The organism is Methanofollis ethanolicus (assembly GCF_001571385.1).
Taxonomy (GTDB): domain Archaea; phylum Halobacteriota; class Methanomicrobia; order Methanomicrobiales; family Methanofollaceae; genus Methanofollis; species Methanofollis ethanolicus.
On record NZ_BCNW01000001.1, the window covers coordinates 577213 to 589178 of the forward strand.

At 58.5% G+C, this 11966-nt stretch carries 16 protein-coding genes; 9 read left to right on the forward strand and 7 right to left on the reverse strand.

The annotated features are described in order from the left end of the window. Positions 1-39 precede the first annotated feature (39 nt). Entirely contained in the window at positions 40-486 is a 447-nt protein-coding gene (locus tag MEFOE_RS02985; RefSeq protein WP_153015853.1) for a hypothetical protein, read from the reverse strand. A 48-nt stretch (positions 487-534) separates the two neighbouring features. Here MEFOE_RS02985 and MEFOE_RS02990 point away from each other — a divergent pair, with 48 nt between their 5' ends. Then, on the forward strand, positions 535-2148 hold the full coding sequence (locus tag MEFOE_RS02990) for a PAS domain S-box protein (protein ID WP_067048033.1): 1614 nt from the start codon (positions 535-537) through the stop codon (positions 2146-2148). A gap of 258 nt (positions 2149-2406) precedes the next feature. Further along, a complete protein-coding gene (locus tag MEFOE_RS13615; protein ID WP_153015854.1) occupies positions 2407-2592 on the forward strand; it encodes a hypothetical protein in 186 nt (61 codons plus the stop codon). Between the two features lie 200 nt (positions 2593-2792). Here the strand turns inward: MEFOE_RS13615 and MEFOE_RS13265 are convergent, their stop codons facing one another. Continuing rightward, positions 2793-2942, reverse strand: a complete 150-nt coding sequence (locus MEFOE_RS13265; protein WP_201785173.1) for a DUF2080 family transposase-associated protein — start codon at positions 2940-2942, stop codon at positions 2793-2795. Positions 2943-3067: 125 nt separating this feature from the next. Here MEFOE_RS13265 and MEFOE_RS02995 point away from each other — a divergent pair, with 125 nt between their 5' ends. The 5 genes from MEFOE_RS02995 to MEFOE_RS03010 are packed head-to-tail and all read left to right on the forward strand — an operon-like array spanning position 3068 to position 4790. Continuing rightward, positions 3068-3328 (forward strand): hypothetical protein, encoded by a 261-nt coding sequence (locus tag MEFOE_RS02995; protein ID WP_153015855.1) that lies wholly within the window; start codon positions 3068-3070, stop codon positions 3326-3328. A gap of 1 nt (position 3329) precedes the next feature. Continuing rightward, on the forward strand, positions 3330-3473 hold the full coding sequence (locus tag MEFOE_RS13945; protein ID WP_160329477.1) for a hypothetical protein: 144 nt from the start codon (positions 3330-3332) through the stop codon (positions 3471-3473). Next, a complete protein-coding gene (locus tag MEFOE_RS03000; RefSeq protein WP_067048037.1) occupies positions 3473-3652 on the forward strand; it encodes a hypothetical protein in 180 nt (59 codons plus the stop codon). Before MEFOE_RS13945 ends, MEFOE_RS03000 begins: the two co-directional genes overlap by 1 nt. A 2-nt stretch (positions 3653-3654) precedes the next feature. Then, entirely contained in the window at positions 3655-3897 is a 243-nt protein-coding gene (locus tag MEFOE_RS03005; RefSeq protein WP_067048042.1) for a hypothetical protein, read from the forward strand. Beyond that, positions 3897-4790: an ArdC family protein gene (locus tag MEFOE_RS03010; RefSeq protein WP_067048058.1), complete on the forward strand. Its 894-nt coding sequence runs from the start codon at positions 3897-3899 to the stop codon at positions 4788-4790. The genes MEFOE_RS03005 and MEFOE_RS03010 overlap by 1 nt, the downstream gene beginning before the upstream one ends. Before the next feature lie 546 nt (positions 4791-5336). Here MEFOE_RS03010 and MEFOE_RS13270 read toward each other — a convergent pair. The 5 genes from MEFOE_RS13270 to MEFOE_RS03030 form a co-directional block, all read right to left on the reverse strand. Then, positions 5337-6260: a DNA-methyltransferase gene (locus MEFOE_RS13270; protein WP_083523303.1), complete on the reverse strand. Its 924-nt coding sequence runs from the start codon at positions 6258-6260 to the stop codon at positions 5337-5339. Between the two features lies 1 nt (position 6261). After that, a complete protein-coding gene (locus tag MEFOE_RS03015; protein ID WP_067048070.1) occupies positions 6262-7125 on the reverse strand; it encodes a hypothetical protein in 864 nt (287 codons plus the stop codon). A gap of 321 nt (positions 7126-7446) precedes the next feature. Further along, the gene (locus tag MEFOE_RS03020; protein WP_067048073.1) at positions 7447-7938 is read right to left on the reverse strand and encodes a hypothetical protein; all 492 of its coding nucleotides are present in this window, start codon (positions 7936-7938) and stop codon (positions 7447-7449) included. Positions 7939-7971: 33 nt separating this feature from the next. Then, positions 7972-9360, reverse strand: a complete 1389-nt coding sequence (locus tag MEFOE_RS03025) for a tetratricopeptide repeat protein (RefSeq protein WP_067048077.1) — start codon at positions 9358-9360, stop codon at positions 7972-7974. A 380-nt stretch (positions 9361-9740) separates the two neighbouring features. Further along, positions 9741-10244: a hypothetical protein gene (locus MEFOE_RS03030; protein ID WP_067048080.1), complete on the reverse strand. Its 504-nt coding sequence runs from the start codon at positions 10242-10244 to the stop codon at positions 9741-9743. A gap of 104 nt (positions 10245-10348) precedes the next feature. On the opposite strand from MEFOE_RS03030, the gene MEFOE_RS03035 reads away from it, so the two are divergent. After that, on the forward strand, positions 10349-10594 hold the full coding sequence (locus MEFOE_RS03035) for a hypothetical protein (protein ID WP_067048090.1): 246 nt from the start codon (positions 10349-10351) through the stop codon (positions 10592-10594). Positions 10595-10657: 63 nt separating this feature from the next. After that, positions 10658-11812, forward strand: coding sequence for an ORC1-type DNA replication protein (locus MEFOE_RS03040; protein WP_067048099.1), 1155 nt, complete (start codon positions 10658-10660; stop codon positions 11810-11812). The last annotated feature ends 154 nt before the right edge of the window (positions 11813-11966 follow it).

Consider the following 11966-nt stretch of genomic DNA (forward strand, 5'->3'; position numbering starts at 1 on the left):
CTCCTCTGATTCCTCGCCTATTATGCATATCGCCGGCCGTCACCCCCCCGAACCAAGCCTTTTTACTACCTCCGCGATCGAAAGGGGCCTGACCTCCCCCTCTTCGAAGGCATAGACTGTTCCCCCGACGGTGCAGAGGGAGTCGCCGGGTGTGACCGCGAGGACCACGCCCCCCTCTCCTGTCCTGACCGCAACTTCAGGCGGCCTGATGACAAGACTCTGCCTGACCGATCTCTCTGCGGCCGCGTCTTCCGGTCCTGTCCGCATGACCGGTACCGGCACGACCGCTGCGACGGCCCCGGACACATCGTCCGTCCCTTTGTCGCCACGGAGCGCTACCTCTCCCCCGCCGCTGTTTGCAAGGGCCGCGATGGTGCGGGCGATTTCATGTACCCCCGCTCCCCCGGGCAGTCTGACCCTGATGCCCATGCCTCGTGTGTCTCTCTGGGAGGCAAAGAGATTGGCGTCTGCCGGCGCTCCACTCATATGGTCATATTTTTATAGGGGCTTGCCACTCTATCCTTCCATACCCCCATGATCCGTATCCTCCTTGTCGACGACGAACCCCTCCTCCTGAACCTGGCCTGTGCCTTTCTCGAAGAGGAGAAAGACTTCACCGTGACGCCGGTAGCATCGGCAGAAGAAGCACTGGGCCTGCTTGGTGTCTCTCCCTATGACGTGGTGATCTCTGACTACCAGATGCCCACGATGAATGGCATCGAACTTCTGCGGGCGGTCAGGGCAGGGCATCCCGACCTCCCCTTCATCCTCTTTACAGGCAGGGGCCGGGAGAGCGTCGTCATCGAGGCGCTGAACTGCGGCGCCGATTTCTACATCCAGAAAGGAGGTGCCGCAGTCGCTCAGTTCACCGAACTGGTCTCCAAGATCCGTCATGCCGTCGGGCGCAGGCGTGCCGAGGTCGCCCTCAGGGAGAGTGACGAGCGTTTCCGGAGTGTCGTCGAGAATGCCAGCGAGGGGATCATGATGACGGACGACGAGTGCCATGTCGTCCTCTGGAACAAGGCCGCGGAGGAGATCTTCGGGTACCGCCCCGACGAGGTCCTGGGAAGGCCCTTTTACCACTATCTCCTGCCCGAAAAGACCCGCCAGCATGTCCATGACTCTCTGGGCGAGTTCAGGATGACGGGCGTGATCAGGCGGATCCTCTCCGGGCGCCGGTTCACCGGGCAGGTCGTCAAGAAAGGGGGAGAGGTCTTTGTTGCCGAGTGCACCCTCTCCCCTGTGCGATACCGCGGCATGTGGCACAGTATCGCCATCCTGCGGGACGTCACCGGGAGAGAGGAAGCCGTCGCCGCCCTTCAGGAGAGCGAAAGACAGTACAGGCACCTCTTCGAGCATTCGAAGGACGCGATCATCGTCAGGACGAACGAAGGGGTGATCCTGAAGGTCAACAGCGCAACGTGCGAGTTGCTCGGTTATCCCCCCGACGATCTTGTCGGGAGGATAATAGGAGATTTTGCTGTCGATACAGAGAAGGAAAAGGGTAGAGAAGCCATGAAGGCTGTCGTCGAGAAAGGCGATGTGACCTTCAGGACGCAGTTTGTCCGGTCCGATGGGCAGGTGATCGATGTCGAGATCACATCTCAGAGCACCTGTCCGGAGCGGGGTATAGGGCAGGCCATTGTGCGCGACATCAGTCTGAGCAAACAGATGGCGGCGGCCCTCAGGCGTCGCGACGTCATCCTCGACGCCGTGGTCAGCGCCGCCGTCCTCCTCCTCCGGGACCGCGGTGCTGCCGGTGGGATCCGCGCCGCCCTTGCGGAGATCGGAATGTCGGCAGGAGCAGAAGGGGTCTATGTCCTGGAGAGGCAGGGTGGGGAGAGTGATGCGTGGGAGGTGATGCATGCCTGGGCGGACAACGGATTTTCCCTGCCGTGTCACCCGGTTATAGTGCCTGAAGGCACAGACGACGGCGGTGTCCCCAGGTTCCGTGGGTCTGACGGTCAAAGACGGTCGTGCATCCTTCTGCCTCTTCAGGTGGGTGATGGGCGTTCCTGCTCTCTTGGCCTTGAAGCATCCTTCCCGGAAGCGGAGTGGTCCCGATATGAACGTGAAGCCCTGGAGGCGGCGGCCCGGGTCATCGGGGCGGCCCTGGCACGGGAGACGGAGCCGTCTCCTGATGCCTGAAGATGAGAAAAACACCGAAAACAAAAACGCTGAGGGGGAGAATTTCTAATCGGAGTTGAATTATTGGTCCCTTTGAAAAATTTCCCCTTTGCTCTCTGACCCCTCAGATCCCGATCTCTCTTCTATGGCATTAATTTTCTGCGCGCCTCGCGCGAGAGATCGCGTGCATGGTGATCGGCCCGCCGTGCTCCCTCGCCTTGCTCGCGACGCACCGCGGGCCTCCTTTCGTACGCTGTTCCGGTGCAGGAGGACGCCCGCATGGTCCGCACTCAGGTGCGGTCCATGCCGGCTGTTGAAAACTTCGCTCCGCACCGTGCTGATGCACCGTGCTCCGCTCAGGCCGACGTTCACCCTCAGGGGATGGGCGAGCATCCCCTGAGGGTGAAGTCGGCGAACCCGCCCGGCACCTATCGGTGCCTCCTCCCCTCCGGGGCAGTCACGTAGGATAGGGAGAGACGGAGGGCCCCGGCGGTCGGTGCGCCGCGAGCAGGGCGAGCAAGCACGGACCGCCGGCGGGGGCGGGCGGCGGGGAAGATCGTCACCGGGCCGGAGCGTGAGCGGAGCGCCCGGTCACGATGAGCACAGCGCCAGCGTCCCCATGATATGAACAGCGATCGTGATCGAAACCCAGGAGTTGATCAGGATCACTCGTCGGGTGCCTCGATCAGGATCACCTTCACCTTCTTCCCGATCCATCCGCGGGGGACGAGCACCTTTGCACCGTTCCCGTGTGGAGTGACGACTTTCTCCGTTACTTCATAGCAGTTTTTGATCGTCATGTCGAAGGGTTCCATTGATACAATGTTGCACATAAACCGCATTATACTTTTGTAATGTTGATACATTGTAGCAACATTTAAATAATATCGGCACCTATACGGGGGTAAGGAGCGGGGAACCGCTCCGGGAGGTATAGACAATGGGATTCCAAAAAATCGGCCGGATAGGTCTGTTCGATGGGCGGATGATCTGCGTCCTCGACGGCGTCGGCGGGTTCCACTTCGAGGGCCAGGCGCTGCGGTCCATGAAGGACGGGTGCATGGTCGGCGAGGTCGCGAAGTCAAAGAGCGGGCGGGCGGTGAACCTGCGCCTCGACGGGCGGATGTTCACGGCGGTGTGGGCCGACCTCGTGCGAATTGTTCAGAACGGCGGAAAAGCGGCAGTCTTCGAGGTGGCATGAGATGTTTGGCGACACAACCGCCACCCCGAATGCTCGTGAAGAGCAGGGAGAGTTTACCCTCCCCCTCTATCATTCTTTTGTTACCGTGCCTTCGCCGTACGAGACCGGCCCCGCGTACGCGGTGGTCCCGCGGAGGTGCGAGTGATGGCGGCGGCGGACTTCAACGCCGGGTGCCGGACCCTCGCCGACCTGAGTCGGGCCGGGCGTCTGCCGCGGTGCCCGGTGTGCGGTGCGGTCCTCTCGTTCAGTTCGTCCGACCGGATCGAGGGCGTGGACTACTACCGCTGCCCGGCCGAGGGCGACCTCGTCCGGTGGGGGTGGTGAGGATGCCCCTCACCCTTTTCGACGCCATGCGGCCGGCGGACCGCGACAGGCTCGCCGACCCGGAGAGGCGGGCCGCCGCCTGTGAACGAGAGGCAGCACCCTTCATCGCCGAGGCGCGGGCCTGCTGGAAGGAGGCGCAGCGTATCCGCCGGTACTATGAACAGATGACGGCGGTCTTCGGCCTGAAGGAGTGCGTCGCCCATGTCCGGCGCGGTGCAAGGACCGAGATCATCGAGGTGCCCTGATGGTGTCGGTGTATGAGATGGTGCGGGACCGCATCATCTCCTCTCTGGAGTCCGGTACGGTGCCGTGGCGGCAGACCTGGCAGGGCATGACGCCGTGCAACATCGCAAGCAAGCGGCCGTACCGGGGCATCAACCGCGTCCTCCTCGCCGGCGCTACCTGGTGGGGGACGTACCGGCAGATCCAGCAGGCGGGCGGCCAGGTCCGCCGGGGGGAGAAGGCGGCGGGCCTGGTGGTCCTCTGGAAGTACGACGAGGAGAGGAAGGAGAGGGACCCGGCGACGGGCGAGGTGCGGCGGGTCGTCGCCCTCAGGGACCGGCCGATCGTCCGGTACTACCGGGTCTTCCACCTCGGCCAGTGCGACGGCATCGAGCCTGAGGACCTCGCCGCCCCCGCGCCGGTGGCCTCGTGCGACGAGATCATCAGGCGGAACGCCCCGCGGGTCAGGGCGGGCGAACCTGCCTACTACCCGGCGCGGGATGTGATCACGATGCCGGCGCCGGCGCGCTTCGAGAGCATGGCGGCGTACTATGCCGCCTTCTTCCATGAGTTGACGCACTGGACCGGGGCGGCGCACCGCCTGGACCGCGAGGGGATCACGGGAGCGGTGCGGTTCGGGAGCGAGCGGTACAGCCGGGAGGAGTTGACGGCGGAGATGGGCGCGGCCTTCCTGTGTGCGACGACCGGAACCGACACGCCGCCGGTGGCCGAGAACCAGGCGGCCTATGTCGCCGGGTGGCTCCGGCACATCAGGGAGGGGACGGCCGCCGACGTGGTGCGGGCGGCGAGCGATGCACAGAAGGCGGCGGACTGGATCACCGGGGGACCGGCCCCGGCCTCCTCCCTCGGGACGCCGGCCTCTGGTCCTGGTGTCCTGCCGGCCGGGAGGTGTTGAGCGGGGCCGGGCGATGAGGGGACGCCTGCGCTGTGCTCACCATGACCGGGGCGCTTCGGCCCCGGTTATGCTCTATCCCGCCACCCGCCCCCGCCGGCGGCCCGTGCTGATGCACCGACCGCCGGACCCTCCCCTATCGCAACAGACTGCCCCGGAGGGGAGGAGGCACCGACAGGTGCCGGGCGGGTTTGCCGACTTCACCCGAAGGGGACCCTCGCCGGTCCCCTGAGGGGGAACGTCGGCCTGAGCGGAGCACGGTGCATCAGCACGGTGCGGAGCGAAGATCGGCACAGCCGCCGGCGAGGAGTAGGAGCGACGAAGGCGGGGGCGTCCTCCTGCACCAAGAAAAGATCTGGGAGGAAGCCCGCGGTGCGTCGCGAGCAAGGCGAGGGAGCACGGTGGGCCGTCTGCTGGGATGATATCAACACTCTCCTCCATTACGACGTGTTGAACGCGTTCTGTAGTTCGGATCTGGGGGGGTGTATCTGCCTCTTCTATTGCGAGGTAATTCCCAAAGAAAAGAAGATAATCGGATATTGGAGATTTTTACAAAGTCGTATCATTCACTAATTTTTGTTGATTTCTTTGTTGCATACATTTTTCTATTCTCTCGTTAGCAACTGCGCAATATTCATCTGAGATATCATATCCAACATATTTTCTATCTGAAATTATCGCTGCGATGGCGGTACTGCCCGATCCCATAAACGGATCGAGAACAATATCCCCTTCAAACGTGTAGAGTTGGATCAATCTTCTTGGAAGTTCTACGGGGAAAGGTGCTGGATGTTTTACTTTCTTCGCAGATTCGGTATTGAATTCCCAAACACTTTTGGTATATTCAAGGAACTCGTCTCTTGAGATCGTACTCTTCTTTTTTGCTGGATTTTCTCTTTTAAACATATCTTTGCAATAAATTGTAATGTACTCATGAGTATCTCTCAAGACGGGGTTTGATGCAGATTGCCAGCTTCCCCAAGCGCAAGAACCCCCAGAACTCGCCCCTTTCTGCCATATGATTTCCCCACGCATTAAAAAACCAAGATCTTGCATTATGTATGTAACTGCTGAATTCAAGGGGATATATGGTTTTCTTCCTACATTTGCAATATTTATCGCTACTCTACCCCCTGGCACTAAAACACGATATGTTTCCTTGAATATGTTCCTCAAGAGGCCAAAATATTCCTCCAAAGAAAGATCGTCATCGTATGCCTTTCCAACATTGTAGGGCGGCGATGTTACCATCAGATGCACACTACAATCTGGAAGTTCTTTCATATTTTCGCTGGATGAACAAATAATCTTATTAAGGGTATTTTCAGGAACTGTGTTTTCGCAATACCTTTTCTTAGGCTCATCATGGTTAAGGTTTGAGTATATTGCTTTTGAATAAAATTCAGAGGAGTCATGATTATATCTCCCTGAAATTCCAAAACTGCTTGTTTTTGTTTTCTCTTTTTTCTGCATATCAATCCCCGATGAGTTCCAAAAACTTGAGCGCTTTGTCCTCAATTATATTTTCACGACTGGAAATATCAATTATTCGGCCGAGTTCCGAATGTGATTTCATCGAGGAGAAATAATTTAGATCCTCTGATAGTAGATTGTCAAGATTTTTGACGAGTTCTTGGTAGTTATCCATCCGTATAAACCCATATTTGGGGGTATTTTTTAGTGTACTCTGATTATTCCTTGGATTTGGATTGAGAGACCAGAATCCCTGGACCACCCCCGATGTTTTCAAATTATCGACTTTACTTTCGTAACTCTGTGTAATTGGCGTATTTCCCAGGATGATTATAGGGATATCTTTGGAGTCTGGACTCGAAATCCGAACATTGATCCCTTTCCCGATCGCTTTTAGCATCGAATCTGATCGTAGTAAACCGGGCTCACCCTTATGCGTAGAATAATCTCCGAGTTCGATTATCTCCCCATTTTTTAGTTCCCAATTCCATACTATTGACATTTTTACTTCAAAAATTGCAACAATATCTTTTGGATTCTGTTCTTTGGAGGGAGATTTGCAAATCGCTACATCGGCAGCAGATTCCCGAGGTAATCCTATTTCTTTACATATGGCCCCTTGAACAGCAAAATATCCTTTTGATTGGGCATATCCCTCAAGTAGGAGTTTAGTCCACATTTCTGTGAAATTCCCGACGTGCGTATTCCGGCTTTGTAAAGTAGATTTTTTTCCCGTGTAGGTTTTTGGCCAATAAGCGTACATCTTTCCGTCATCAGAAGTATAAAAAAGACTTGTAGGATCTATTTCCTTTAACGACTCTGTGAAAAATTCTGTCTCAGTTTCCTTGTTCCATAATGTTTTCATTATTTATCCCAGCGCTTTTTTTCTTTATTTTTGGATCTCGTGCAGGATATTATTTCCTTTTTGACATTTGTCGATCTATGTTAGAAATATCTTAGATCCCTCGCCCTAGTGGATCTTTTATGAGCACTCGTTAGATTGGATTCTATTTTTTGAAGTGCTCTCAAAAAGTCCCTTTCATCTAAAATTAAACCGAATCTATTTTTTAATCTGCTCAAGCCTGCATTTATCCTCCACGATCGCCGCCGCCCAGTAGAACGCAAACATCAGACGACGTACGGGTTCCCGTCACGATCCCGTACGCCACCCTGAAGAGGTTCACGATCACCCAGACACCAAAAACCAGCCACACGCGTCCTCCTGCACCAGGACAATGTACAGAAGGAGGCCCGCGGTGTGCGGCGAGCAGGGCGAGCAAACACGGCGGGCCGTCAGTGAAACCGGGAAACAGTTCATCCCTCGGTCGTCCCGCCCAGCCACAGGAGGACGAGCGGCACGACCATCCCGAAGAATTACCCCCCCGAAGTGAATGGCCACCGGCAGAACATCCCATCCCGCAAGCAGAACCCAGAGCGCGAGGGGAACGAGGGAGGCGACCATCCCAACACCGTACAGCCACGCACACCCCTCGCCCTCCTCCCGTCTCTCCCGGCACATCGTGGCAAGGGCGGTGACGACGAGGAAGACCGCAAAGCCCATCACCGCCGCGACGATCCCGGAAAAGCCGCACGCGTAGAGAACGTTCATCGTGTGCGTCGGCCTTTCGATGGCGATCGCGAGGCTCGATAAGAGGAAAGGCGGTAAATCCCTCCTCACAGAGGGATCGGAGGTGTCCAAAGTGTGAGCGATCTACAGCGCCTGTTTGTGTACAATATCCTTTTTTGTCTCCACGGCCTCAAGAAAGTCGGGATTGAGTGTCAGGGCTTCCTCCACGCAGGCGAGGGCATCCTCATACTGCCCACATTCCTTGAGAGCGATCCCTTTGCCGTGCCATGCCACACTGATGTTTGGATCGATTTCAATCGTCCGGTCATAACACTCAACGGCGTCCTCGTATCGACCGAGTTCACGAAGGGTGTCTCCTTTGTTGTGCCATGCCACACTGATGCCTGGATTGATTTCAATCGCCCGGTCATAACACTCTATGGCGCCCTCATACTGTCCGAGTTCCTGGAGGGCGAATCCTTTGCTGAACCATGCCATAGGGTTGTCCGGATCGAGTGCAATCACCTTTTCATAACACTCTCTGGCACTCTCATACTGCCTGAGTTCCTGATGGGCGAATCCTTTGATGAGCCATGAAAAAGAGTCGTTCGGATCGATCGTAATCGCCCGGTCATAGCATTCGCTGGCGTCCTCCCACCGCCCGAGTTTCGTGAGCGCGAATCCTTTGCTGACCCATGCTATCGAGTCGTCCGGATCGATTTCAATCGCCCGGTCATAGCACTCTATAGCGCCCTCATACTGCCTGAGTACCTGGAGAACGCCCCCTTTGTTGTACCATGTCACCTGGTCGTCGGGATCGATTGCAATCGCCAGATCATAACACATAATGGCCTCCTCATACTGTCCGAGTTCCTTGAGAGCGAATCCTTTGCTGTGCCATGTCGCACCGATGCCTGGATCGATCGCAATCGCTCGGTCATAACACTCTACGGCGTCTGCACACTGTCCGAGTTCGTTGAGGACGAATCCTTTGTTGTGCCATACCGCCCTGCTGTCTGGATCGATTTCAATCGCCCGGTCATAGCACTCAATGGCATCCTCATATTGTCTGAGTTCCTGGAGGGCGAATCCTTTGCAGAACCATGCGACGGAGTCATCTGGATCGATTTCAATCGCCCGATCATAGCACTCAATGGCATTTTCATACTGCCTGAGATCATGGTGGGCGCCTCCTTTGCTGAGCCATGCTGCCGAGTCGTCTGGATCGATCGCGATCGCCCGGTCATAGCACTCAATGGCACCCTCATACTGTCTGAGTTTCCCGAGGACGAATCCTTTGGTGTACCATGTCATCGAGTCGTCTGGATCGATTGCAATCACATGGTCATAACACTCAATAGCGTCGTCATATCGTCCGAGTTTCTTGAAGGTGTTTCCTTTGCCGAACCATGCCTCAGAGTCGTTTGGGTCGATCGCAATCACCCGGTCATAGCACTCTATGGCTTTCTCATACTGATTTTCATCACGTAATGCATTTCTTTCCCGATGCCATTTTTTTGCACTCTTGCCCATTATCGTCTAATCCTCCATTCCGACCGCTTTATACCTCAATTTATTGATTTGGCATATATATCCGCCGATTTTATTTGAAATAGTCATTCTTCCCACCCGTCACCCGACCGCCCTAATTCGCACCGATTTCCGCCCTTTTTCCCGCCCTTCTCCCCCTCGATCCCGGCCACGATCCCCCCTCAGGCCCTCATTCCCCACGAACCACCATTCCAGCCCTCCAGAAATGGCGCCATTTCCCGTCGAATATACAAAATACCTTCAAAAAGGGTGTCCCCCCGAAAGGCGGCCATACCGCCTTTTTTCTGGGGCAGAAGAGACGAAACGGAGGTCAGAACGGCGAGATCAGGGAGGGGGTGGTCCCCCCTCCCGGTGTTTTCCCCTCAGGCGAGGGCGGGGACGCCGTCGGCCCAGGTCTCGATGGTGGCGAGGACGCTGTCGTCCTCATAGGACGAGACCCGCACGGAGGTGCGGGTGAAGGCGACGGAGTACACCTCGCCGTTCGCCGCGTGGCACTTGAGGCGGCAGGCATAGGTCTCGCTGTCCGGGTCCGCGACCGCGGAGCCGCCGATGGCGGTCTCGAGTGCGGCGTTGCCGAGGATCTCGGTCTTCGCCGCGTTGAAACCGGCGAGGTTCGGGGCGCGTGCCGCAGCCGTGCCGACGACGCGGCCGAGGGTGTTCTCGTACATGACCCGCGCCGTGTAGGCCTCGCTGGCCTTCTCGACCGGGTCGTGAGAGACGCCCGCTCCCTCCCAGGACGTGCAGCCCCAGGGGTTGTTCGTCAGGACATTCTCGATGATGCCGTTGAAGGTGGCAGCATCGGCGATCGGCACGGTCAGCTTCCGCACCGACGTCTTGTTCGTGGTAGACAGGGTAAAGTCTGCCATGTTTCTTTTCTCCTGCCTGGAGGTCCCGGGTCCATCGCAGGCTGAGAGATAGTATTACCATAAGTAATATTAATCTGCCTTAACTTCCATTCGGTCATCAGGAGATGGCGATGGCCGAGAACCTGCGGGAGAAGATCGTCGAGACGAATCGGGACGTGAAGTGGATCTGCCGGACCCTGCAGAGGATGGAGGAGAGGGACGCGGAGATGGAGGGCCGCCTCCGCGCCCTCGAGAACTGGCGGAGCGAGGCGGCCGGCGAGGAGAAGAAGGAGAGGCAGATCGCCGCCGGGGCGGGCGGGGTCGTCGGCGGGATCGTCGCCGTGGTGGTGAAGGTGATCGGGTGGGGGTGACCCTGTTCACTTCCAGACCGCGCACGGCCCACCCCTATATACCTGGGCCGCCACCCCTCACCCATGACGCACCGCCCCCTCATGAGCGACCAGACGCTCTTCCGCGACCCCGACCTCTTCGAGTTCGACCGCCTCCCCGAACAGTTCCATTACCGCGACACCCAGATCAAGGACCTCGCCTTCGCCCTGCGGCCCGCCCTCCGCGGCGTCCGGCCCTTGAACACCGTCCTCCGGGGACCGCCCGGCACCGGGAAGACCACGGCGGTCCGCCGGATCTTCGCCGAGGTTGAGGAGACGACGCAGCGGGTGGTGCCGGTCCTCGTCTCCTGCCAGAAGGACCGGACGAGGCCGGCGGTCTTCGCCCGCATCTACGAGGGGATCGCGGGCCACAAACCCCCGGCGGTCGGCGTGCCCTACACCAAGATCGTCGACGAGGTGGGACACCTCCTGGCCACCCGCGACGCGGTCCTCGTCGTCTGCCTCGACGACGCCGACGCACTCCTCCTCGACGGCGTGTTGAACGAGGTACTCGCCGCCATCCTCCGCCTCCACGAGAGTTATCCGGGCGCACGGACCGGGGTGTGGATGACCGTCTCGTGCCCGGCCCTCGACCTCCTCCGCGACCTCGACCGCCCGACGTTCTCCGTGCTCTGCCCGAACGAAGTTCTCTTCCCGCCCTACACCGCCGACGAGGTGCGGGGCATCATCGGCGAGCGCGTGCTTGTCGGCCTGTATCCGGGCGTGCTGCCGCCGGTGGCGATGGACCTTGTCGTCGAGAGGACGATGGCCTGCGGCGACCTGCGGATCGGTCTGGACCTGGTGAAGAGGGCGGTGCTTGCTGCGGAGAAGGAGGCGAGGACCGAGGTGACGGTCGAGGACGTGCTCGCGGCGTACTCCCTCTCCCGGCACCTGCATGTGGCGATTGCGGTGCGGTCCCTCGCGGCGGGGGAGAGGGCGGTGCTCGACGCGGTCCTCGCCCTGGAGCGGGAGGGAAGCGGGCCGGTGACGGCGGGGATGGCGTACGAACGGGTCTGCGCCGGCGGGCGGACGAGTTACACGACCTTCCACGAGAGGCTGAAGAAGTTGGAGCACCTGCGCCTCGTGGACCTCGCGGTGCGGCAGGGGAAGGGGAGGACGCGGGTGATCGAGGTGAGGGACGGCGTGGGGGAGGTGATCGCTCCTCCTGTCGGCGTTGCGGATGATGAAAAACGTAGGTAAGAAAGGTGGAGGGGACAGAATGGAGATCATGGTCGATCTCTCGAAGGAATTTGGCGGGGTCGAGACCGGGAAGCCGATCGCGATCACCTTGAGGGGTGCCCCCGTGTTAGGGGGTGACGGGTCTATTCAACTATGCCCCATGCAGAGTCAATTA

Bases quoted from the DNA above. Each gene is read 5' to 3' on its own strand.
- MEFOE_RS02985 (WP_153015853.1), bottom strand. From the start codon at position 486: ATGAGTGGAGCGCCGGCAGACGCCAATCTCTTTGCCTCCCAGAGAGAC.
- MEFOE_RS02990 (WP_067048033.1), top strand. From the start codon at position 535: ATGATCCGTATCCTCCTTGTCGACGACGAACCCCTCCTCCTGAACCTG.
- MEFOE_RS13615 (WP_153015854.1), top strand. From the start codon at position 2,407: ATGGTCCGCACTCAGGTGCGGTCCATGCCGGCTGTTGAAAACTTCGCT.
- MEFOE_RS13265 (WP_201785173.1), bottom strand. From the start codon at position 2,942: ATGGAACCCTTCGACATGACGATCAAAAACTGCTATGAAGTAACGGAG.
- MEFOE_RS02995 (WP_153015855.1), top strand. From the start codon at position 3,068: ATGGGATTCCAAAAAATCGGCCGGATAGGTCTGTTCGATGGGCGGATG.
- MEFOE_RS13945 (WP_160329477.1), top strand. From the start codon at position 3,330: ATGTTTGGCGACACAACCGCCACCCCGAATGCTCGTGAAGAGCAGGGA.
- MEFOE_RS03000 (WP_067048037.1), top strand. From the start codon at position 3,473: ATGGCGGCGGCGGACTTCAACGCCGGGTGCCGGACCCTCGCCGACCTG.
- MEFOE_RS03005 (WP_067048042.1), top strand. From the start codon at position 3,655: ATGCCCCTCACCCTTTTCGACGCCATGCGGCCGGCGGACCGCGACAGG.
- MEFOE_RS03010 (WP_067048058.1), top strand. From the start codon at position 3,897: ATGGTGTCGGTGTATGAGATGGTGCGGGACCGCATCATCTCCTCTCTG.
- MEFOE_RS13270 (WP_083523303.1), bottom strand. From the start codon at position 6,260: ATGCAGAAAAAAGAGAAAACAAAAACAAGCAGTTTTGGAATTTCAGGG.
- MEFOE_RS03015 (WP_067048070.1), bottom strand. From the start codon at position 7,125: ATGAAAACATTATGGAACAAGGAAACTGAGACAGAATTTTTCACAGAG.
- MEFOE_RS03025 (WP_067048077.1), bottom strand. From the start codon at position 9,360: ATGGGCAAGAGTGCAAAAAAATGGCATCGGGAAAGAAATGCATTACGT.
- MEFOE_RS03030 (WP_067048080.1), bottom strand. From the start codon at position 10,244: ATGGCAGACTTTACCCTGTCTACCACGAACAAGACGTCGGTGCGGAAG.
- MEFOE_RS03035 (WP_067048090.1), top strand. From the start codon at position 10,349: ATGGCGATGGCCGAGAACCTGCGGGAGAAGATCGTCGAGACGAATCGG.
- MEFOE_RS03040 (WP_067048099.1), top strand. From the start codon at position 10,658: ATGACGCACCGCCCCCTCATGAGCGACCAGACGCTCTTCCGCGACCCC.